This window comes from Burkholderia sp. M6-3 (genome assembly GCF_050858985.1).
GTDB classification, from domain to species: Bacteria; Pseudomonadota; Gammaproteobacteria; order Burkholderiales; family Burkholderiaceae; genus Paraburkholderia; species Paraburkholderia caledonica.
Map to the genome: position 1 here is coordinate 2,788,617 of NZ_CP110090.1, position 21,928 is coordinate 2,810,544.

Here is a 21,928-nt window from a genome sequence, read left to right on the forward strand (position 1 = left end):
CAACGCGAGAGAGAGAACTTACAAAGATGAACAAGAAACTGATCTGCGCGGCGCCGTTGGCGATCGCTGCAGCGTTAAGCCTTTATGCATGCGGCGGCAACGAGGTTACGCAACCGGACATCACGTCGATCAAAAACGTTGTGGTGATCTACGCGGAAAACCGCAGCTTCGACAACCTGTACGGCAACTTCCCCGGCGCCAACGGTCTGCAGAACGTGAGCGCGGCGAGTGCGAAGCAGTTGGATCGCGACGGCTCCACGCTCGCGACGCTGCCCCAGGTCTGGAACGGCCTCACGCAAACCGGCGTGACGCCGGTCGTCACGCAGGCCATGACGGCAAACTTGCCGAACAGCCCGTTCGCGATCGACGACCCCAACGGTTTCAACACGCCGATCACCGCGACGACGCGCGATCTGTATCACCGCTTCTATGAGAACCAGATGCAGATCGACGGCGGCAAGAACGACAAGTTCGCCGCATGGGCCGATTCGGGCAGCCTCGTCATGGGCCATTACACGCTCAATGCGGACAAGCTGCCGCTGTGGAAAATCGCGCAGCAGTACACGCTTGCCGACAACTTCTTCATGGGCGCATTCGGCGGCTCGTTTCTCAATCACCAGTGGCTCGTGTGCGCGTGCACGCCGACCTATCCGAACGCGGACAAGAGCCCGGCGGCCGGCTCGATTTCGGCAGTGGAAAGCGACGGCGTGACGCTCAAGGTCGCGTCCAATTCGCCGGCGTCGTCGCTCAATGGGCCGCCCAAGTTCGTGCTGTCCGGCAATCTCACCCCCGATTTCTACGCGATCAACACGATGCAGCCGCCGTATCAGCCGAGCGGCAACAAGGCGGCCTCGGGCGGCGACGCGAATCTCGCCGATCCGGGCGCAGCCACCACGTTGCCCGCGCAGACGCAGCAACACATCGGCGATCTGCTGAACAATGCGAAGGTGTCGTGGGCATGGTATAGCGGCGCGTGGGGCGCGGCGTTGAGCGCCGCTCAGAACGGCACGTCGAACGTGATTTACGGCGCGAATCTGACGGCGCCTAATTTCCAGCCGCATCATCAGCCGTTCAACTACTTCGCGGATCTCGCGCCGGGCACGGCAAACCGCTCGCAGCATCTGCTGGACGGCGGCCTTGGCGGCTCGGAGTTCATCAAGGCGATCGACAGCGGCACGCTGCCGCAAGTGACGTTCTACAAGCCGCAAGGCAACCTGAACGAGCACCCGGGCTATACCGACGTCGCGTCGGGTGACCAGCATATCGCGGACGTGATTTCGCATCTGCAGAAGAGCCCGCAGTGGAACAACATGGTGGTGGTCGTCACTTACGACGAAAACGGCGGCTTCTGGGATCACGTCGCGCCGCCCAAGGCGGATCGCTGGGGTCCGGGCACGCGCATTCCGGCGCTCATCATCTCGCCGTTCGCGAAGAAGGGATTCGTCGATCACACGCAATACGACACGACTTCGATCCTGCGCTTCATCACGCACCGTTTCTCGCTGCCGACGCTTCCGGGCATCGCGGCGCGCGACGCGGCGCTCGTCGCCAACGGCGGCAAGCCGATGGGCGATCTGACCGCCGCACTGAACGTCAGGCAGTAAGCGCGACAGCGCAGCGGCACCGGTAAGCAACAGCCGGCCTTGCGGCGCGGCTTTCGACGGGCAGCTTCGGCTGCCCATTTTTATTGGCGCGATTTATTGGCGGGCCGCGTAGACCCGGAGCCGTGATATGGGCCTCATGACCGGTGACCTTCGGCGCGGCGCATCGGACTCGACGAGCGTATGCTGCGCTACAGGCTCGACGGTTTGCGTCGACGTCATTCGCCCGATCATCAGGAGTTCGACAGCATGACTGAAAGAACCATCAAGGTCCCCGGCGCCGATCATCCGATTAGCGTCGAGCCCGCGCGGGCTCGCGTTGTCGTGACGGTAGCGGGCCGCGTCATTGCCGACACGGAAAAGGCGCTCGTGCTGCGCGAAGCGTCCTATCCGGCGGTGTATTACATTCCGCGGAACGACGCCGACATGAACCTGCTCGTGCGTACCGACCACACGACCTACTGCCCGTACAAAGGCGATTGCGCGTACTACAGCATCACGCCGGGCGGGGAGCGCGCGGTCAATGCAGTGTGGACCTATGAATCGCCGTATGCGGCCGTAAAAGAGATAGCCCAACATCTCGCGTTCTATCCCAACCGCGTCGATTCGATCGACGTGCAAGCGCTGTCGTAACGCGGGAAAACGCGAGGCAATAAAAAAATCCCATCACCGGATTCGGTAGATGGGATTCTTGACATGCGGGCAATGGCGCGGCGGGCGAGGATCGAACTCACAACCTCAGGTTTAGAAGACCTGTGCTCTATCCAATTGAGCTACCGCCGCAAAGGTCGGCCCGGATTATAACCGATCGCCTCATGCCCGCCAGAACGCGGCGGGCACATCGCACATTATCAGACCGGCTGCGGATGCAGCGCAAACCAGCCGAGGAACACAATGCCCGCGATCACGCAGTACACACCGAAGGAAGCAAGACGTCCGCGGCCTTCGAAGTAGCGCATCAGAAAACGCACGCTCAGATACGCGGCGATGGCGGTCAGCACGCCGCCGAGCAGTGCGTCCGCGAGTTGGCCCGGTGCATGGAAAAGTTTCGGCACCTCGAGCAAACCGGCTGCGAAAATGATCGGCGTGCCGAGCAGGAACGAGAACTCCGCGGCTTTCTCCGCCGTGAGGCCAGCAGCATTGCCGGCGATCATCGTGAGGCCGCTGCGCGAAAAGCCCGGAATCAGCGCGCCGATTTGCGCGAGGCCGACGAGGAACGCCTGGCCGAAACCCATTTTCTCCGGCGCCTGATGCGCGCGCGAGCGCTGCAGACGATCGCCCAACCACAACAGCACGCCGTTGACGATCAGCGCGATTGCCACGATGCGCAGGTCGTGGAAAATCCGTTCGAGCCGCTTCTCGAGCAGCAGGCCAACGAGCCCAGCCGGAATCGTGCCGATGATGAGCGCCCACATCATGTGAGCATCGTCGTTGCGGCGGCCGCCGAACGACGCGAAGAAGCCGCGCACGAGTGCGCACCAACGCTCGCGGAAATACCACAGCAGCGCGAAGGCCGTACCGAGGTGCAAGGCGACGAGAAACGGCAGCAACTGCGGCGCGTGTTTATCGATATGCATGCCGAACAATGCTGGCACGAGCAGCGTGTGACCGAGGCTGCTCACCGGAAAAAGTTCGGTCACGCCTTGCAGCACGCTCAGGAAGATAAGAAACGACAGATTCACGCGGCAGTCCTTGTAAGGAAGATGTCGGGGACAGCGCGCCGCACAACGAATTACCCGGCGCGTTAAAAAGGCGCACCGATTATGCCTGGCTGGCAAGTCAGCGCCAAGCGTTTGGGCCGCATTCGGGGAGATATTGACGCGCTGCGTCACGACAAAAGACTATCGCTACGCGAAACGCAAACGAAAAGGGCCGCTGGAGGCAGCAGCCCTTTCAATCGCCTAACGGCGAACGTGGGATTAGCGCGGACGCGAAATCGTCAAGCTTACGAAATGAAAGCGCTTGCATGGGCGACGCGACGCATCGTAGGAAGCGGGTGAACACACAGCGGGCGAGCACGCAGATCAGCGCTCGAGCTTGTAAAAGAAGTAGACCGTGCTTGCAGTGAACATGCCGAAGAGAGCGACACCCATTGCCATTGCGAGATCCATAACCCCTCCTGAGCGATCTCGCCCGGCGGTAGATATCACCGGGCAGTGAGACGGATTATCGGCAACGATCGGCCGCTTGCGACACCCGCAATTTCCCGAGAAGGGTTTCCCCGTAGCGTAAAGCAGAGCAAAATCGTCGTTTCCGCCGGGATCGGCTGCTGCGGCTGTCGCGTCCGGCGCGTCTACCACTTACTCCATCACACCATCGACCATGCCTCTTTCACCGCAGCAGGACATTCTCGAGATCGCTCAGGACGCCTCCGTGCTCCGCTTCGCGCCGCAAGCCGGCGGCCGTCTGCTTTCGTGGATCATCGACGGCGAAGAGGTGATCCATTGGCCCGAGCATGCCGACTGGAGTCAGCCCGCGCGCATCCGCGGCGGCAACCCTCTACTGTTTCCGTTTCTCGGACGCCATCGCGTGGACGGCAAGATCGGTTACTGGCGAGACGCCCAGGGCACGGTCCGCGAGCTGCCCATGCACGGCTTTGCACGCGACCTTCCGTTCGACGCTCACGCCGACGTGCACGGCGCAGGCCTGCGCCTCGTGCTCACCGATAGCGAGGCAACGCGTAGCGGTTATCCGTTCGGCTTCCGCTTCGAGGCGGCCTACACGCTGATCGACGCGCACACGCTCGAAGTCACGCTGACGACCACCAACACCGGCGATGCACCGCTGCCCTATTACGCCGGCCATCACTTCTATTTCACGCTGCCGCACCGGCAACATGCCGAGACGTCGCTCGAATTGCCGCGCACTGAACGGCGCTTCCAGCAGGCAGACGGCTCGATCAGCGCGGCCGAGCCGGGTGAAGCGCGTTACACACTCGACGAAGCACGCATTCACGACCGCTTCCACTGCCTCACGGGCGCACCGGAACAACCGGTACGACTGATCGCGCCGGGCCTAAGTCGGGTCATCACCATCGATCTGCAGCGGCCGAACTCCGTGCCCTGGTACGCGGTAACGACATGGACGGAAGCGGCGGAGTCCGACTTCTACTGCGTCGAACCGTGGCTTGGCCTGCCCGACGCGATCCATAACGGCATGGGCCTGCGCTGGCTCGATCCGGGCAAGACCGAAATCGCCGCGCTGCGCATCAGCGTCGGACAACTCGACTAATTGCGGCGCATACGGGCGCAGCGGTAACGCGCGCGGCTACATTGCGCGACGTGCCGAGCGCGCCCACTGCCCGTCTTTCCGATGCTGCAACGCAAAACCGTTAGAATCAGACGCTTTGTATCTACCTGCCGCGTGATCGGGATCGGCGCGCGGCAGCGCTTTGCGAGGTCCAATGTCTGAAACAACAAGAATTATCAAACGACTCGCGTGCGTGTCGTGGGTGGCGCTCATCGCCGCGTGCGGGTCGGCGCCGGTGGGGCCGGGCTTTTATCGCGTCGAACGGGGCGACACACTGTCGAAGATCGCGCGTAGTCATCACCAGTCGGTGCAAAGCATCGTGCGCTGGAACAACCTGACGAACCCGGACAGCATCGAGGTCGGGCAAGTACTGCGTGTCGATCCGCCCAACGGCGCGGCTTCGACGAACGGCGCCGTGCGCAGCAGCGGCAACGGCAACGGGAGCGCGAGTGCTACGGCCGCGCCGCGTTCCGCGCCGGTCGAGAGCGCGCCCTCACCGGCGCCAGCCGCGTCGATCTCGCTCGTGTGGCCGACGAACGGCAATGTCATTCGCGGCTTTGACGGCAGCAATTCAAAGGGCATCGACATCTCCGCTCCAGCGGGCACGCCTGTGGTCGCGGCGGCGGCCGGCACAGTCGTCTACGCGGGCAACGGGCTGCGCGGTTACGGCAATTTGCTGATTCTCAAACACAACGCGGAGTATCTGACCGCCTACGCGCACAATCGCGCGCTGTTCGTGAAGGAAGGCGAAACCGTCGCGCAAGGCCAGAAAATCGCCGAGATGGGCGACACCGATACCAATCGGGTCATGCTGCACTTCGAGCTGCGCTATCAGGGCCGCTCGATCGACCCGTCGCGTGCGCTGCCCCCGCGTTAGACGTTACGTTACAAGTGGCGTTAGGCGTGGCGACAGCCTGCAGCTGGCGCGCCGCCTGTTGCCTGGTAAGCGGAGCTACAGGCCGCGCATCCGGAGCGCCGCGTTACACGGACTGACCGGGGAACCCTGCGTGCTATAAACGCTCAATCCGACACGCGTGGCTTCGTGCCACGTCTTTCATGTCATCTGTAAGGGAATCTGCAATGAAGAGCGCATTTGCGTCCGTGGCGACGGCCGCAGCGATCGGGGTAAGCCTGCTGACATTGGGCAGCCTCAGCGGCTGCTCGACCACCACGACCATGACCTATCTGCCAAGCGGCGAGACCGGGTTTGCGATCAACTGCAGCGGCAGCGACGCCAGCACGAGCTGGGCCGAATGCTACAAGCGCGCGGGCGAAGTCTGCGGCAATTATGGCTACGACGTCGTATCGAAAGATGTCGATAACGGCGCGACTTCGGGCGGCTCCGTCGGCGGAATTTTTGGAGCGAACGTGAAAAACCGCTCGATGGTGATTCGCTGCAAGCAGTAAGGCATGCGTACCACGCTGCCGGGTTGCACGAAGTGCAGCCGGCCGCGCACCCAACGCCCCGACCGTGGTTCGATGCGTGCGGCGAAGGCCAGCAACACTCCGAATGCAATTGGCCACGCGGCAACGAATATGATTACCCAGCTCATAACCGAGGAAAGAAAAGGTAAGCTTTTATGATCCACGCGGCGTGTGTAATCGCGGTGACGGCAATTAAAGATCTGCCCCAAAAAAAGCCCGGCGCGAGGCCGGGCTAACGGGGGTTCGGCGCATATCGGCAAAGGACCGGTTCACCATGCGCCAGAACGAAATTTAACAACCCGGTTTTACAAGCGCAATATCTTAATTTCGAGAGCAATGTGATGCGACGCACGGATTTCGCATTATGTGAACCGAAAACATAGGCAATAACCGCCTAATAAATCAGGCCGACTCGGCAGACCGCAGGTTATTACCCTGGCCGTTCAAGCGTGTTAGTACGCCCGCAAACCCTTCTGCAGCAAGGCTCCAGATCACTTCACCGCAACAAGGCTGACAAATAACACGCCTCTCTTTCCAGTGCTGGCGCCTCGCCTTATTCGCGGAACGGTGGTGTTAAAAACGCTAGGTGCGCCACCGCACCAATTCAATTAAATAATCGGAATCAGCCCGCGTTGCTTACGTCCAATAACCTCGCATGAGAATCCGCGAATGGCGAAACTCTAAACTCGCCTCAAATCCACCGACAAATAAGCCGCTTAAAATCCCGGTTTCAGGCGTTGAATAAATCAGATGTTAGTCATTCGTGCGGTTCCGCACAAGTCGGCCGAAAGTCATAATCCGGCCAGGTCGCGCGGGGGCTTTACATGACTCGCAATCCCAGCTCGGTAATGAGCACCGCAGCCTGTAGATGCGAAATCGTCGCGCCTTTGAAGAGAGCCGCATCTACCAGTCGCACGCCGCTCAAGTCAGCCTCGCGCAGATCGGCGCCGTCGAACCGCGCGCCCTTCAGATGTGCGTCCTTGAGACTGCCGCCATCGAAAATCGCCTCGCGGAAATCGACGCCCGCGAGGTCGGCGTCGGAGAAATCTAGCTGATGCAGCGTGGCCTTGCGAAATGACAGACCGCGCAAATGCGCGCCGACCAGCAGCGTTTCGACGAAGCTCAGGCCCAGCGCCGTGCACGCCTCGAAGTTCGCGCCGGTCAGCTTGCAGCCGCGAAACGACGCAGACGCGAGTTTGGCGCGCCGCCAGTTCGAGTTGTTCAGATCACTCGACTGGAATGCCGCATCCACGAGATCCGCCGATGCAAAATCGGCCTGGCGGGCCCGGCACCGAGCCCAGCGTGTCTGCGCAAGCGTTGCGCCGAAAAACGAAGCCTCGGCAAGCGTGCAGCGGTGGAACTGCGCGCCGCGCAAGTCGAGCCGCGACAGATCGGCGCCTTCCAGATCGCAGTCGTTGAAGATGAGCGGCGCGCCGCCCGGCTGTTTGCTTGCGACGGCGCTTGCCGCAATCAGTTGCTCGACGTCGGCGCGAGTGAGCGTGGCGCCGGCCACTTCGTGAACTGGCGCGCCCGAAGCCGGCGCGGTTGAATCGAGTGACATGAAGGTTCAGAATCGGACGAATTGCGAAGGGCCTAAGCGTACCGGAATGCGTACCGCGCCGGCTGCTTACGCCGATGGTTTATAGTATCGACCCCCGCCAGAACCCGCTTACGATGACTTCCAACGACGCCGCCCATAGCCCCCTGTATGCCAAGCTCCTCGCCGAAACAGCGAAAATCGGCTGGCCGGAACTGGAACGCTTCTTCGCGCGGGGCATGCTGTTACGCGTGGCGAGCGACCTCGATCTCGTGAGCGTGGCCGAAGCCATCGCGAGCGACGACACCGCGCAGATCACACAATGGCTGTCGGCGGGACTTGTCGAGCGAGTGCAGTCGGAAACCGCCGCGGACTTCGCCGCGCGCGACCCTGACCTTTGGGCCGTGGTCGTCTCTCCGTGGATTTGTGTGCAGGAACGCCATTGAGCGAAGCGGCGTCTGGGGCCGAACATACGGCGCCCGCGCTGCCGGTGCGCTGGCATCGCCGCGTGCTGGCGCTTGCATTTCCGATCGTCCTCGCCAATCTGACTCAGCCGATTCTCGGCGCCGTAGATACCGCCGTCGCCGGTCATCTGGACGGAGCGGCGTATCTCGGCGGCGTCGCGCTTGGCGGACTCTTCTTCAACTTCGTGTTCTGGGGCTTCGGCTTTTTGCGCATGGGCACGACCGGCCTCGTCGCGCAGGCGCACGGTGCGGGCGACCAGGCGGCATTGCGCGATAACGTGGTGCGAGCGCTATTGCTCGCGGTCGCGATCGGCGCCGCAATTCTCGCGCTCCAGGTGCCGCTGATCGATTACGCTTTGCGTGCCATCGGCGGAAGCGACGCCGTGCAGCGCAACGCGCGCCTCTACTGTCACGCGCGCATCTGGGCCGCGCCGCTCGCGCTCGGCAACTATGTGGTGCTGGGCTGGCTGCTCGGCACGCAGCGCGTGCGTCTGGCGCTGTTGTCGCAGGTGTTTATCAACGGCGTGAACATCGCCGCGGTGCTCCTGTATGTGTACGTGTTCAACTGGGGCGTTGCGGGAATCGGCGCAGCCACTTCCACCGCCGACGCGCTCGGCTTCGTGCTCGGCGCCGCGCTGCTGTGGCACGGCAGGACGCGCGGCCTACCCGCCCTCACTCGGCAGGCGCTCTTCGACGCCGCGGCGCTGCGGCGCCTGATCGTTCTCAATCGCGACATCTTTTTGCGCACGCTGTGCCTGCTGCTGTCGTTCGGCTGGTTTGCGCACCTCGGAGCGAAACAGGGCGACGCGACGCTCGCCGCGAACGCGCTGCTGCTGAACTTTCAGACCTTCATGGCTTACGGGCTCGACGGCTTCGCACACGCCGCCGAGGCGCTGGTCGGCGCGGCAATCGGCGCGCGCGACCGGCACGCGTTCGTCCAGGCCATCAAGGTTACGGCGCTATGGTCGGCGCTCGGCGCACTCGGCTTCGCACTCGTGTATGCGGGGCTGGGTTCGTGGATCGTCGGCTGCCTGACCGATCAGGCGGCCGTGCGCGCCACGGCCGGGCGTTATCTGCCTTGGGCGGCGCTCTCGCCGGTGGTGTCGGTAGGCGGCTATGTGCTCGACGGCGTGTTTATCGGCGCAACACGCACGCGAGAATTGATGACGTCGATGGTCTTGTCGTTCGCAATTTTCGTCGGCGCCTCGTGGCCGCTGCTCGTGCTGTACGGCAACCATGGTCTTTGGGCAGCGATGCTGGTCTTCATGGCCGCGCGTGGGGTGACGCTTGCGCGTCATCTGACGAAAGTCGTTGCGAGCGTGGGGGTGTAGCGGCGACGGCGCGTCGGTTTTCCGCTCGCGCTCAACCCGCGACAGGTGCGGGCACCATCGCGGGCGGGCGGGTGTCGGTGGGCACACCATGATAATCGGCAGGATCCTGCGGCGGAGCCGCGCGGTGGCCGGATGGATCATTTGCACAGCCCACGACACTGGCGCTCAGGAACAATGCAATCATCGAAACACGAAACATGGACGGTAGTCTCTCTAGTGGGAAGGAACGCAAGGCGTGAGCTACGGAGCTACGGAGCGCGAGAGTCTACCCGCAACGCTCGTTCCATGACGCGGCGCGCGCAGTCCGCCCTGCCGTTTCGCGATGCGTGACCTACTATAAAGTCACAGCAGAACGTCAAAGGAGACTGCCATGGACGCTGAATCGGTTGCCGGTCTGGTCGGACTCGGGATCGGCCTCGCCGTGCTGCTCGCACTGTCGATTTTTGAATCGAAGACATATCGGCGCGAACACGGCGAAGGCATGCTGCATCACTGGCTGACTCATCAGCACGTGCACATGCCGCACTGGAAGCGCCGCCGGCACTGAAGGTTTTTGTGCCTCGTTCGATTGCAGGTTGTCCCGCGATTGCGGGAGGGGCGCTGTCGTGTCGGTCGAGGTGAGCCTGTCAGAATTTTAGTGTGCCGAGGTCATGAGACGATAACGGAAACAACGTCCTATGACCGAAGCAACTGTGACTAAGAAGATCAAGAACCCGAAGGCGCCGAAGCTGTTTCCCGATGAACTGATCGATCAACTGCTGGCGCAGATTCAAAACAAGGATGCGGAGTCGGTTCTCGGCGAATCGGGCCTGGCCGGGCAACTGAAGAAGCAACTGGCTGAGCGCATGCTGGCGGCGGAGCTCACGCATCACCTGGAGAACGAGGTTGAGCAAGGCAAGGCCGGCAACCACCGCAACGGCACGAGCCATAAGACGGTCATCACGCCCAACGGCGAACTGAATCTGGATATCCCGCGTGATCGGCAGGCAACGTTCGAGCCGCAACTGGTCGGCAAGTATCAACGCCGGCTGCCGGGCTTCGACGATCACGTCATCAGCATGTACGCGCGCGGCATGAGCGTGCGCGAGATCCAGGGCCATTTGCTGGAACTGTATGGCCTGCAGGTGTCGCCCGATCTGATTTCGACTGTCACCGATGAAGTGCTGGCCGAGGTCGAACAGTGGCAGCAACGCCCGCTTGAGGCGATGTATCCGATCGTGTATTTCGACGCACTTCGGCTGAAGATCCGCGACGAAGGCACGGTCAGGAACAAGGCGGTGTATCTCGCGCTGGGCATTCGCGCCGACGGCCGCAAGGAAGTGCTGGGTTTGTGGATCGAGCAAACCGAGGGAGCCAAGTTCTGGCTGAAGGTCTTCAACGAACTGAAGAACCGTGGCCTGCACGACATCCTGATCGCGGTGGTTGACGGTTTGCGCGGCTTCCCGGAGGCGATCGAAGCGGTCTATCCGGCCGCCCAGATTCAGACCTGCATCGTGCATCTGATCCGCAATTCGCTGAATCTGGCGAGCTGGAAGGACCGCAAGCCGTTGGCGGCTGCGCTCAAGCCGGTCTATCAGGCCGCCTCGGCCGAGGCGGCGGCAGTGGCGCTCGACGCCTTTGCGCAAAGCGAATGGGGCCGCAAATTCCCTACCGTCGCGGCCATGTGGCAACGCCAATGGGAACAGGTGATTCCCTTCTTCGCCTATCCCCCCGAGGTGCGTCGAATCGTTTATACGACCAACGCCATCGAGAGCATGCACATGCAGTTGCGCAAAATCGTCAAGAATCGCGGCCACTTCCCCAGCGACGAAGCCGCCAGCAAACTGCTGTATCTGGCCTTGCGCAACATCGAAAAGGATTGGAAGATGCCGCCTATCACCTGGCGGCAAGCTGTCAATCAGTTCGCCATTCTGTTCGGCGAGCGATTCACCGCCGCCATGAGCTGAGATTTTTTAACCGACCTCAGCACACAAAATTCCTGACACCTCCGTCGAGGTGCGCCGTCCGGTCATGTTGCGCCTGTTGCGCCACGGCTGGCCGTGCTACGCCTGAGCCCTATCACGCCCAAACCTGCCCCGCCTTGAGCCTTTCCCGCCAGGCGCCGGTCCCGTGCTCCCGTGTCCGGCCCGCCTTCGTTTAGCCTGCTCCCAGTCCAACTTTCTCACTGTGCGCCCTCCTGCGCCTCCTCACGCTCTCCTTCGCCCGCCGATCTCACCGACCGCCTTTGGTGCACCTCCGCCTTGCCCGCGTCGTCAGACACCGCCTCTCTCTAACGTTCCGTGCGGGGCCACGGCCAGCAGTCGAAGCTTAGGCACGTGCATTGCTGCTTGGCTGGCTGCAAGCAGCGCACGTTGTACGTCGCTCATCGCGCCGGGCAATTTGCGTCGGATCAACGAACCATGCGGCCCGGCATTCGTCGGAGCCGGACAGGGAGAACTCAAATGACAATCGGAACCATCCTCCTCATCGTGCTCATCCTGCTGCTGATCGGCGCGTTGCCGACCTGGCCGTACAGCAGCGGCTGGGGCTACCGCCCGACGGGCCTGCTCGGCGTTGTGCTGATCATCGTCATCGTGTTGCTGCTCATGGGACGCATATGACGCGGCTATTTTCACTCCGACGCAATTCGCGATTGACTCTGGCACCTAAAGCCACGTAGAATCTCGGATTCGTCGGAGCGTAGCGCAGCCTGGTAGCGCATCTGATTTGGGATCAGAGGGTCGAAGGTTCGAATCCTTTCGCTCCGACCACGAAAAAAGCAGCAACGGCATCACAAAAACCCGCGTCGCCTCCGGCTTCGCGGGTTTTTGCTTTTCGCATCCGAATGAATGCAGATGAGCCCGAGGCCAGGCTCGCGATCTGCTAAAACAATTGCATCCGAAGCGCGATTCAGCCAGCGGTCCGTAATGGACGAAGTGGCCGATGCATCGGCGTCGAAAGCACCGACCGTCCGCATGGAGCGAGCCGCCCCGCTAGATTTCAAGCCGCGCCCAGGCGTTGGAACCGTGCAGCGCGCCGTGCAAGGCACTGCAACACCCCGCATCCAGACTCGAGGAGCCACGCATGAATCTGATTCTCTGGCGTCACGCCGAAGCCGAGGACTATGCCGCCACGGATCTCGCCCGCGCACTCACCACTCGCGGCCGCAAGCAGGCGCAACACGTCGCCAAATGGCTGCGCACGCGCCTGCCCGACGACGCCGTGATCCTCGCCAGCCCCGCGGTGCGGACCATCCAGACCGCGGAGACGTTGAGCGATCAATACCGTGTCGTGCGCGAGCTCGCGCCGAATGCAAGCGCGCAAGACGTGCTCAACGCATCCGGCTGGCCGAAGGGCATCGCCGAAACGGTGGTGATCGTGGGTCATCAGCCGACGCTCGGCCACGTTGCCGCAAAGCTGCTTGCCAACAGCGACGCCAGTTGGCCGCTCAAGAAAGCGGGCCTATGGTGGATCGCCAGCCGCGAGCGCCACGGCGACGACCAGGCGGTGCTGCACGCAGCGATGACCCCCGATCTCGTCTGATCCGATCGGCGAACTGCGCGCGGCCAGCGTCAGCGAGCCCAGCGCGGCGCGTACACGGAACGCCAACCGGCAAGCGACGCGGCACCCGCAGCTTTCATACAGTCATCCAATCGTCATGGCTTTGCCATGCGAGCGTCACCGGGCGTTACTACATTGGCGAAAAAAGACTCATCCTTTTTTCGACCAGGACGCCCCAATGCGAGAACTGCCGACGCCTACCCTGCCCCTCGCTTCGATCTTCGAGTCGCGTCGCCTGCCCCGCGCCGAAGAGACCGTCACCGCCCAGCACCGGCTGCGAGTCACGTGGGCCCGCACCGACGAAGAGCTTCGCGAGGCGCAGCGTCTGCGTTACCGCGTGTTCGCCGACGAAATGGGCGCTCGCCTGAGCGGTCCCGCGGGCCTCGACGTCGATCCCTTCGATTCGTACTGCGATCACCTGCTGGTGCGCGATCTCGACACCCTGAAAGTGGTTGGCACCTATCGCGCGTTACCGCCGCATCAGGCGGCGCGCATCGGACGTCTCTACGCGGAAAGCGAGTTCGACGTCTCGCGTCTCACTCACCTGCGCGCGAAGATGGTCGAAGTCGGCCGCTCGTGTGTGCACGCCGACTATCGCAGCGGCTCCGTCATCATGTCGCTGTGGGCCGGACTTGCGGCATATATGAAGCACAACGGTTACGAGACGATGCTCGGCTGCGCGAGTGTCGCGATGGTCGACGGTGGGCACTATGCGGCGAACCTCTATTGCTCGCTGCGCGATAGCGCGCTGACCGCGCCGGAATATCGCGCATTCCCGCACACGCCGCTGCCCGTCGACGAATTGCAGACCGGTGCGAATGTCGCACCGCCACCGCTCGTCAAAGGATATCTGCGACTAGGTGCGAAGATTTGCGGCGCACCCGCATGGGATCCCGACTTCAATACCGCCGATTTTCTGACGCTGTTCCGTCTGTCGGACATCAACGCCCGCTATGCGCGCCACTTCCTAGGCGATGCATTGCCGCGCTGACGACGTTTGAGCGTGCGTGCACAAGCAGAAACGGAAAAGCCCGGTGAAAACCGGGCTTTTCTCCATGCGCCACATGCTCTGCCTACGTAATGACAGAACCAGACATCGACACGTCAGTCGTCCGTATAGACCACTCGATACGGAATCCCAACCTTTTCCCACTCCGCGGCTTCCTGGATCAGGCTGTAGTCCGTAAGCGGATTATTGGCGACCCACTCGTTAGGCAAACGCACCTCATACCCGCCGTTGGCCTGCGCGACCGTGATGCCAGGCAGACCGACATCGGCACGCCGGCGGCATAGCAGTGCGGCGAGCCGCAAACAGAACAGCAGCGGCCACTCCACTTCGCGCGTTTGCGACAGCTTGCCAAGCTTGCCTGCGTGACCGAGCACCAGCGCCGCAAGCCGCGCCTGGTCAGTGCGCGAGAAGCCGGGCATGTCTGCATTGCTGGCGATATAAGCAGAATGCTTGTGATAGGCGCTGTGCGAGATCGACAAGCCGATTTCATGCAACGCCGCCGCCCAGCCGAGAAACATGCGGTTCTCCTGGCGGCGTTCTTCGTCGGGCTCCGCGAACTGATCGTAAAAGCGCACCGCCAGTTCGCCGATGCGCCCGGCCTGCGGACGATCCACGCCGTAGCGGCGCATGAAGCCTTCCACTGTGACCGTGCGCATGTCTTCGTGTTGCGAACGACCGAGCAGATCGTAGAGCACGCCGAGTCTCAAAGCGCCATCTGTCGTATCGACATAATCGACGCCGAGTTCGTCGAACACCGCGATCATGATCGAGAGGCCGCCCGCCAGCACCGGAATCCGGTCGCCCTTCAACGCAACCAGCTTAAGACGATTGACGTTCTCCGCCTTGATCAGCGCACGCTTCAAACGCTCGAGGCCCCCGCGCGAAATGCCGTGCGTGATGCCGGCATCGTTAAAGCCGTTTGCCTCGACGAGTTCCGCAAGGGCACGCGCCGTGCCGGACGAGCCAATTGCCTGCTCCCAGCCGGTTTTCTTGTATTCGGCCGAAATGATTTGGATTTCGCGGCCTGCTGCAAGCTCGGCCTGACGCATCGTGTATTCGTCGACGTTGCCTGACGGGAAAAACGCCCGGCTATGGCTCACGCAGCCGATGTACAGGCTTTCCATCTTGATCGGCGTGTAGTGCGAGCCGATGATGAACTCCGTCGAGCCGCCGCCAATATCGACCACGAGCCTCTTGCCCGGGCTCGCGGGCACGGAGTGTGCTGCCCCGGCGTAAATCAGCCGCGCTTCCTCGCGGCCGGCAATGACCTCGATCGGGAAGCCTAGCGCAGCTTGTGCTTCGCCGAGGAATTCCCCAGCATTCTTCGCGATACGCAATGTGTTGGTCGCGACCGCGCGAACGTGGTCGGGATGAAAGTCGCGCAGCCGCTCGCCAAAGCGCTTCAGTGCATCCCAGCCGCGGACCTGTGACGCGCGATCGAGCATCTTGTCGCGCGACAGACCGGCGGCGAGCCGCACGGGCTCACGCAACGCATCGACCTGATAAATCTGGCTGCCCGCGTCGGTTTCCTCGACCCGGCCGACGATCAGCCGGAAGCTGTTCGAACCAAGGTCGACTGCAGCAAGGAGTTGTGGGGTATTGACCATCGGGTATGGGGACTCCATGCGCGCGAGCGCGGCAGCGGTGGATGTGAGCAAGGCGGGACCGTCACGCGAGGTTCCCTTCGTCTTGCGGCCGGCCGCGCTGTTCAAAGACGCCATTCTAAGCGTACCGGAGTTCACGATGTCACCTCGCGGAGATGGGGGTGCCCCATGGTCCCATATGGACTGCGTCATATTGACGACAGGCGAGGAATACAGCGTAGAATTTATAACATTCAGAATGTCATAACATCGTCATCATACTGTGAGAATTTCCGAGCGTCTTTCTGCCTCCATATCTGACATTCCATTCTCGCTGCCGATGTCCATCCGCTACCCCTTATTGAATCGCGAGCTGGGCATTCTTGGTTTCAACGAGCGTGTGTTGGCGCAAGCCGCCGACCCCGCCGTCCCTTTGCTTGAACGCCTGCGGTTCATCTGCATCACCAGTAGCAATCTCGACGAATTTTTCGAAGTCCGCATGGCCGGACTGCAGGAGCAGATGCGCGACAACCCCGGTGCGCTGTCGCCCGACGGCATGTCGCTGCAGCATGTCTACGACCTCGTGGTCGAGCGGGCGCAAAAGCTCGTGCATCGGCAGTACACGATGCTGCACGACACCGTGTTCACCGCGCTGGAAGCAGAAGGCATCTACTTTCACGGCACCGAAGCCTGGAGCGAAGCGCAGACCGAATGGGCGCGCAACTACTTCTTCGACGAACTCCTTCCCGTGCTCACGCCGATCGGCCTCGATCCGGCGCATCCGTTTCCGCGTGTGCTGAACAAGAGCCTGAACTTCGTCGTCGAACTCGAGGGCAAGGACGCCTTCGGCCGTCAGGCAATGATGGGCATCGTGCAGGCGCCGCGCGCGTTGCCGCGTCTCGTACGGATGCCACAGGCACTGTCGGGCTATCCGCATGGTTTCGTGCTGTTGAGCTCGCTATTGCAGCGCTTTGTCGGCGAGCTGTTTCCGAACCTTGTCGTGCGAAGTTGCAATCAGTTTCGCATTACGCGCAACAGCGAACTGTTTGTCGACGAAGACGAAATTACTAATCTGCGCGTCGCGCTACAGGGCGAACTTCCCGCGCGGCATCTGGGTAACGCGGTACGCCTCGAAGTATCCGCGGAGACACCCGCGCATGTCGTGCGGCGCCTGCTCGACGAGAGCGGCCTGTCGAACAAGGACTGCTATTACGCGGACGGCCCCGTCAATCTCGTGCGTCTGATGCAATTGCCGGAGATGGTGGATCGGCCCGATCTGAAGTTCGTGCCTCACATTCCCGCGATTCCTTCCGCCGTCGCGAACGCAACAAGCATGTTCGACGTGATCGATCAGGGCGACGTGCTGCTGCATCACCCGTACGAAAGTTTTCAGCCGGTTCTCGAACTGCTGCTGCAGGCTGCGAAAGATCCAAACGTCGTTGCCATCAAGCAGACGATTTATCGCACAGGCACCGACTCGCCGCTGATGGACGCGCTCATGCAAGCCGCGCGCAACGGCAAGGAAGTGACGGTGGTGGTCGAACTGCTTGCGCGCTTTGACGAAGAGACGAACATCAACTGGGCCTCGCAACTCGAAGCTGTCGGCGCGCATGTGGTGTACGGCGTGGTGGGCCACAAGTGCCACGCAAAGATGATGCTGATCGTGCGGCGCGCAACGGTGGGCGGCAAGATGACGCTCAAACGCTACGTGCACCTGGGCACCGGCAATTATCATCCGCGCACTGCACGCCTTTACACCGACTTCGGCCTGATGACCGCGGATCAGAAAATCTGCGAAGACGTGCACCACGTTTTTCAGCAACTGACCGGCATTGGCGGCGAACTGAAGCTGCACGAGTTATGGCAGTCGCCGTTCACGTTGCATCCGAAACTCGTCGAGGCAATTCGCGCCGAAGCTGAGCATGCGCGCGCCGGCAAGAAAGCGCGCATTGTCGCGAAGATGAACGCGCTGCTCGAACCTACGGTGATCGCAGAGTTATACGAAGCATCGCAGGCCGGCGTGAAGATCGACTTGATCGTGCGTGGTGTGTGTTCGTTGCAGCCGGGCGTGCCGGGCCTGTCGGAAAACATCACGGTGCGCTCGATTGTCGGGCGCTTTCTCGAACATCATCGCATCTACTATTTCTACGACGACGGCCGCGAGCAGGTATATCTGTCGAGCGCGGACTGGATGGATCGCAACTTCTTCCGCCGCGTGGAAGTTGCGTTCCCCATCAACAATCGGCGGCTCAAGCGGCGTGTGATTGCAGAAGGCCTGTCTGCGTTTCTCGGCGACAATCAGTCCGCGTGGCTGATGCAAAGCGACGGACACTATCGTCGGCGGCGTCCCGGCAAGTCCTCGCGCAATGCGCAAATGAGTCTGTTGACGAAGTTCTGTCCGTGAGGGACGGCGCACTATGCGTCGAGCGCGTGAACGCTGTTACGTGCATAAAAAAGCCCGCTTTCTAGCGGGCTTTTTCTTGAAGCGAGTGCTTCTCACGCATGCGCCGGTTGCCGCCGCGTCGTGCGATAAACCGGGAATCTCACGGTGAAAGTGCTGCCGCGCCCTTCCTCGCTTTTCACGTCGAGTTGCGCATCGTGCCGTTGCAGCACATGCTTCACGATCGCGAGTCCGAGGCCCGTGCCGCCCGTGTCGCGCGAGCGACTGCGGTCGACGCGATAAAAGCGCTCGGTTAGCCGTGGAATGTCGGCGGCTGGAATACCCAAGCCGCTATCCGTCACGGAGAATACGGCAGCGCCGCTTTGCGCCTGCCAGCTGACCTTGATCGCGCCGCCGTCGGGCGTATAGCGAATGGCGTTGGTCACCAGGTTGCCTAACGCGCTCAGAATCTCCGTCTCGACGCCGGTCACCGTGAGGCCTTCGTCGGCGTCGAAAGTAATCTTATGGTGATCGCTCGACAGGCTTTCCGCATCGTCGCGCAAATGCCGCAGTACGGCGCGCATGTCGATCATCTGATCGCTCGGCGGCTTGTTATCGCCTTCGAGTTTCGCGAGCACGAGTAGATCGTTCACAATATGGCGCATGCGAGACGCCTGCTGCTCCATCAACTCCAGATAACGCGCTCGCTCGGTTTCGGCCAACGGCAACTCGCGCATCGTCTCGAGAAAACCGGAGAGCACAGTGAGCGGCGTCTTCAGTTCATGAGACACATTGGCGACGAAGTCGCGACGCATCGCGTCGGTGCGCTCGAGTTCGGTGATGTCTTGCGACAGCACGAGCTTGCGGTTCTCGCCATAAGGGAACACTTGCACGGACAGCACGTTCTGCCGCTTCTCGCCCATGCCGCGCATGATCAGCATTTCTTCGTAGTGGTGCGAGTTCAGGTAACGCACGAAGTCCGGCTGACGCACCAGATGCGTGATGTGCTGACGCAAATCGCGCTTAGCGTCGAGCCCGAAATGCACTTCCGAAATGGCGTTGCACCACTCAATCTGATCGTGGTCGTCGAGCATTGCGACGCCGTTCGGCGACGCTTGAATTGCCTGAATGAAACGCGAATGCTGCTGCTCGACCTGGCGCACCTGTGCATGCCAGCGCTTCGCGAGCTTATGCAAACGGTAATAGATTTCGCCCCAGATGCCAGGCGCGCTCGGCACCTCGCCGTAAACCGGCGCGTCGAGCAAACGCCACAAGCGCTCTTTATGAAAGGTGCCGAAGAAGCTTTGCAGAAGCAGCATTACGACCGCGAGGATCAATGCTGCCTTCACATTGACCACTGCGCCGACCACCACGCACAGTATGGCGAGCAGCACGATCGAAACGATGGAGCGCGCCCAGATGATGTTCATGGTCTAAACGTTCGAAGAGAGCGGCGTGCGCGCCGCTACCCATTGATCAAGCGATCAAGCGCTTTTGGCCAGACGGTAGCCGCTGCCGCGGACCGTCTCGATCATAGCATCGCAGCCGGCCGGCTTGAGGGCCGCGCGCAGACGCTTGATGTGCACGTCCACCGTGCGCTCTTCGACGAACACGTGGTCGCCCCATACCTGGTCGAGCAGTTGCGTGCGGCTGTGCACGCGCTCGGGATGCGTCATGAAGAAATGCAGCAAGCGGAATTCGGTCGGGCCGAGATCGAGTTTGATCTCGCTGCCTTCCGCGTGCGCCGCGACACGATGCGTAGCCGGGTCGAGCTTCAATCCATTGATCGCGACGACGTCTTCGGTCAATTGCGGCGCGCGGCGGCGCAAAACCGCCTTGATGCGCGCCATCAATTCTTTCGGGGAAAACGGCTTGGTGACGTAGTCGTCGGCGCCGATTTCGAGGCCGAGCACCTTATCCTGTTCATCGCCGCGTGCGGTCAGCATGATGATCGGAATGTGCTTGGTACGTTCGTTGTTGCGCAGGTCGCGCGCGAACGCAATACCCGACTTGCCCGGCAGCATCCAGTCGAGCAGGACGAGGTCGGGCAATACGTCGCTGATCAGGTTCTGCGCCTGCTCGGCGTTGTACGCGCGAATCGGGCAGTGTCCGGCGTGTTGAAGATTGACCGAAATGAGTTCGGAAATCGCGGGCTCATCTTCAATGACGAGAATGCTGCTGGGCATCGGCACCTCTGGTCCTTATCTCTGGATTAACTGAGTGCTTCGCGTTCGAGCGCGTCGCGCGACTTGTGCCGCACGTCCGTACCCTTCACGATGTAAATGATGAACTCGGCGATGTTCTTCGCATGGTCGCCGATCCGTTCGATGGCTTTCGCGATGAACAGAAAATCGAGGCCCACCGAAATGGAGCGCGGATCTTCGGTCATGTACGAAATCAGCTTACGCACGAACGCGCGGAATTCCTCGTCGATCGCTTTATCGTCGCGCACGATTTGCGCAGCGGCGACCGTGTCGAGACGCGCGAACGCGTCGAGCGCGCGGCGCAGAATCGACACCGCCATTTCGCCCGACAATTTGATTTCAGCGATATTGATGGTGCGCGATGCGCCGTCTTCCATGAGACGCTTGGTGCGCTTGGCGATTTTCTCGGCCTCGTCGCCCGCGCGCTCAAGATTCGTGATGGTCTTCGAGATTGCGATCAGCAAGCGCAAATCACGGGCGGCCGGCTGACGGCGCGCGATGATGTTGCTGCATTCTTCGTCGATCTCCACTTCCATCGTGTTCAGGCGGTCTTCTGCCGCGATCACTTGCTCGGCGATGTCGAGATCGAACTCGTTGAGCGCCTGCATCGCTTTGACGATCTGCGATTCGACGAGGCCGCCCATTTCGAGCACCTTCGAGGAAACCAGGTTCAGGTCGGCGTCGAACTGGCTGGACAGGTGTTTATCGGACATGTCGTACTCCGTTGTTTTTGCCCGGCGGATTAGCCGAAGCGGCCCGTAATGTAGTCTTCGGTTTCCTTGCGGACCGGCTTGATGAAGATCTTTTCGGTGTCGCCGAATTCGATCAGCTCGCCAAGATACATATAGGCAGTGTAGTCCGAACAGCGGGCCGCCTGTTGCATGTTGTGCGTGACGATCACCACCGTGTAGTCGCTCTTCAGTTCGGCGATCAGTTCTTCGATACGGCCCGTCGAAATCGGGTCGAGCGCCGAGCACGGTTCGTCGAGCAACAACACCTCCGGGCGAATCGCGATGCCGCGCGCAATGCATAAACGCTGCTGCTGGCCGCCGGACAAACCGTAGCCGCTCTGGCCGAGTTTGTCCTTCACTTCGTTCCACAGCGCGGCCTTCGTGAGCGCCCATTCGACGCGGTCGTCCATTTCCGAACGCGGCAGCGTTTCGAACATCTTCACGCCGAACGCAATGTTGTCGTAGATCGACATGGGAAACGGCGTCGGCTTCTGAAACACCATGCCGATGCGCGCGCGCAGCAGCGAAATGTCGCGCTTCGAGGTCAGCAGGTTTTCGCCGTCCATCAGGATTTCGCCTTCGGCGCGTTGCTCCGGATAGAGCGCGTACATCTTGTTGAACGTACGCAGCAACGTCGACTTTCCGCAACCCGACGGGCCGATAAACGCGGTGACCTTGCCTTCGGGAATCTGCAAATTGATGTTCTTCAGCGCGTGATACTTGCCGTAGAAGAAGTTCAGGTCGTTGACCTCGATCTTCGGGCGCGACGGCGACGGCTCCTGGCCGCCTTGTGCGGGATCGAAACCGGCGGGCGCAGTTGGACGCGAGATCGGATTGAGTTGAGTTTCTGCCATGTTCATCGGATTACACTCCG

The 21,928-nt window shown here is 61.5% G+C and carries 20 protein-coding genes and 2 tRNA genes; 14 read left to right on the plus strand and 8 right to left on the minus strand.

Annotated elements, in window-relative coordinates:
• The first annotated feature begins 26 nt into the window (after positions 1-26).
• Both OH764_RS11920 and OH764_RS11925 read left to right on the plus strand, forming a co-directional pair.
• Positions 27-1,604 carry an acid phosphatase gene (locus tag OH764_RS11920; protein ID WP_498846942.1) on the plus strand — a complete coding sequence of 526 codons (1,578 nt, stop codon included), beginning with the start codon at positions 27-29 and terminating at the stop codon, positions 1,602-1,604.
• A 246-nt stretch (positions 1,605-1,850) separates the two neighbouring features.
• On the plus strand, positions 1,851-2,234 hold the full coding sequence (locus OH764_RS11925; RefSeq protein ID WP_498846943.1) for a DUF427 domain-containing protein: 384 nt from the start codon (positions 1,851-1,853) through the stop codon (positions 2,232-2,234).
• A gap of 73 nt (positions 2,235-2,307) precedes the next feature.
• On the opposite strand, the gene OH764_RS11930 is transcribed toward OH764_RS11925, so the two are convergent.
• Together OH764_RS11930 and OH764_RS11935 are read right to left on the minus strand one after the other, a co-directional pair.
• Positions 2,308-2,384 (minus strand) — tRNA-Arg (locus tag OH764_RS11930).
• 68 nt (positions 2,385-2,452) lie between these two features.
• Complete coding sequence (locus OH764_RS11935; RefSeq protein WP_498846944.1) at positions 2,453-3,283, minus strand: undecaprenyl-diphosphate phosphatase; 831 nt, start codon at positions 3,281-3,283, stop codon at positions 2,453-2,455.
• A gap of 640 nt (positions 3,284-3,923) precedes the next feature.
• Between OH764_RS11935 and OH764_RS11940 the strand changes: the two genes are divergently transcribed.
• From OH764_RS11940 to OH764_RS11950, 3 genes are all read left to right on the plus strand, one after another.
• Positions 3,924-4,832: an aldose epimerase family protein gene (locus OH764_RS11940; RefSeq protein WP_498846945.1), complete on the plus strand. Its 909-nt coding sequence runs from the start codon at positions 3,924-3,926 to the stop codon at positions 4,830-4,832.
• Positions 4,833-5,004: 172 nt separating this feature from the next.
• Positions 5,005-5,727 (plus strand): M23 peptidase family protein, encoded by a 723-nt coding sequence (locus OH764_RS11945; protein ID WP_498846946.1) that lies wholly within the window; start codon positions 5,005-5,007, stop codon positions 5,725-5,727.
• Between the two features lie 203 nt (positions 5,728-5,930).
• Positions 5,931-6,257, plus strand: coding sequence for a hypothetical protein (locus OH764_RS11950; RefSeq protein WP_498846947.1), 327 nt, complete (start codon positions 5,931-5,933; stop codon positions 6,255-6,257).
• An 838-nt stretch (positions 6,258-7,095) separates the two neighbouring features.
• Here the strand turns inward: OH764_RS11950 and OH764_RS11955 are convergent.
• On the minus strand, positions 7,096-7,836 hold the full coding sequence (locus tag OH764_RS11955; RefSeq protein ID WP_498846948.1) for a pentapeptide repeat-containing protein: 741 nt from the start codon (positions 7,834-7,836) through the stop codon (positions 7,096-7,098).
• A 113-nt stretch (positions 7,837-7,949) separates the two neighbouring features.
• Here OH764_RS11955 and OH764_RS11960 point away from each other — a divergent pair, with 113 nt between their 5' ends.
• The 8 genes from OH764_RS11960 (at position 7,950) to OH764_RS11995 (ending at position 14,138) form a co-directional block, all read left to right on the plus strand.
• Positions 7,950-8,258: a DUF2288 domain-containing protein gene (locus OH764_RS11960; RefSeq protein ID WP_027804863.1), complete on the plus strand. Its 309-nt coding sequence runs from the start codon at positions 7,950-7,952 to the stop codon at positions 8,256-8,258.
• Complete coding sequence (locus OH764_RS11965) at positions 8,255-9,607, plus strand: MATE family efflux transporter (protein WP_498846949.1); 1,353 nt, start codon at positions 8,255-8,257, stop codon at positions 9,605-9,607. The genes OH764_RS11960 and OH764_RS11965 overlap by 4 nt, the downstream gene beginning before the upstream one ends.
• A 370-nt stretch (positions 9,608-9,977) precedes the next feature.
• Positions 9,978-10,154, plus strand: a complete 177-nt coding sequence (locus OH764_RS11970) for a hypothetical protein (RefSeq protein ID WP_020069448.1) — start codon at positions 9,978-9,980, stop codon at positions 10,152-10,154.
• Positions 10,155-10,284: 130 nt separating this feature from the next.
• Positions 10,285-11,553: an IS256 family transposase gene (locus OH764_RS11975; RefSeq protein WP_408968216.1), complete on the plus strand. Its 1,269-nt coding sequence runs from the start codon at positions 10,285-10,287 to the stop codon at positions 11,551-11,553.
• A gap of 495 nt (positions 11,554-12,048) precedes the next feature.
• Positions 12,049-12,207, plus strand: coding sequence for a DUF3309 family protein (locus OH764_RS11980; protein ID WP_020069447.1), 159 nt, complete (start codon positions 12,049-12,051; stop codon positions 12,205-12,207).
• A gap of 73 nt (positions 12,208-12,280) precedes the next feature.
• Positions 12,281-12,357: transfer RNA gene (locus tag OH764_RS11985), tRNA-Pro, on the plus strand.
• Between the two features lie 313 nt (positions 12,358-12,670).
• Entirely contained in the window at positions 12,671-13,129 is a 459-nt protein-coding gene (gene sixA / locus OH764_RS11990) for a SixA phosphatase family protein (protein ID WP_498846950.1), read from the plus strand.
• 196 nt (positions 13,130-13,325) lie between these two features.
• Positions 13,326-14,138 carry a GNAT family N-acetyltransferase gene (locus OH764_RS11995; RefSeq protein WP_020069445.1) on the plus strand — a complete coding sequence of 271 codons (813 nt, stop codon included), beginning with the start codon at positions 13,326-13,328 and terminating at the stop codon, positions 14,136-14,138.
• Between the two features lie 113 nt (positions 14,139-14,251).
• On the opposite strand, the gene ppx is transcribed toward OH764_RS11995, so the two are convergent.
• Positions 14,252-15,877: an exopolyphosphatase gene (gene ppx, locus OH764_RS12000; protein ID WP_498846951.1), complete on the minus strand. Its 1,626-nt coding sequence runs from the start codon at positions 15,875-15,877 to the stop codon at positions 14,252-14,254.
• Between the two features lie 202 nt (positions 15,878-16,079).
• On the opposite strand from ppx, the gene ppk1 reads away from it, so the two are divergent.
• Positions 16,080-18,143, plus strand: a complete 2,064-nt coding sequence (gene ppk1 / locus OH764_RS12005) for a polyphosphate kinase (RefSeq protein WP_498846952.1) — start codon at positions 16,080-16,082, stop codon at positions 18,141-18,143.
• A gap of 92 nt (positions 18,144-18,235) precedes the next feature.
• Here the strand turns inward: ppk1 and phoR are convergent, their stop codons facing one another.
• Genes phoR through pstB form a run of 4 tightly spaced genes read right to left on the minus strand, consistent with a single transcriptional unit; the run spans position 18,236 to position 21,914 of the window.
• Positions 18,236-19,549, minus strand: coding sequence for a phosphate regulon sensor histidine kinase PhoR (gene phoR / locus OH764_RS12010; RefSeq protein WP_498846953.1), 1,314 nt, complete (start codon positions 19,547-19,549; stop codon positions 18,236-18,238).
• 54 nt (positions 19,550-19,603) lie between these two features.
• The gene (phoB, locus tag OH764_RS12015) at positions 19,604-20,305 is read right to left on the minus strand and encodes a phosphate regulon transcriptional regulator PhoB (protein ID WP_006051991.1); all 702 of its coding nucleotides are present in this window, start codon (positions 20,303-20,305) and stop codon (positions 19,604-19,606) included.
• Positions 20,306-20,331: 26 nt separating this feature from the next.
• Positions 20,332-21,036 carry a phosphate signaling complex protein PhoU gene (gene phoU, locus OH764_RS12020; RefSeq protein WP_020069441.1) on the minus strand — a complete coding sequence of 235 codons (705 nt, stop codon included), beginning with the start codon at positions 21,034-21,036 and terminating at the stop codon, positions 20,332-20,334.
• A 29-nt stretch (positions 21,037-21,065) separates the two neighbouring features.
• Entirely contained in the window at positions 21,066-21,914 is an 849-nt protein-coding gene (gene pstB, locus OH764_RS12025; protein WP_020069440.1) for a phosphate ABC transporter ATP-binding protein PstB, read from the minus strand.
• Positions 21,915-21,928: the final 14 nt, after the last annotated feature.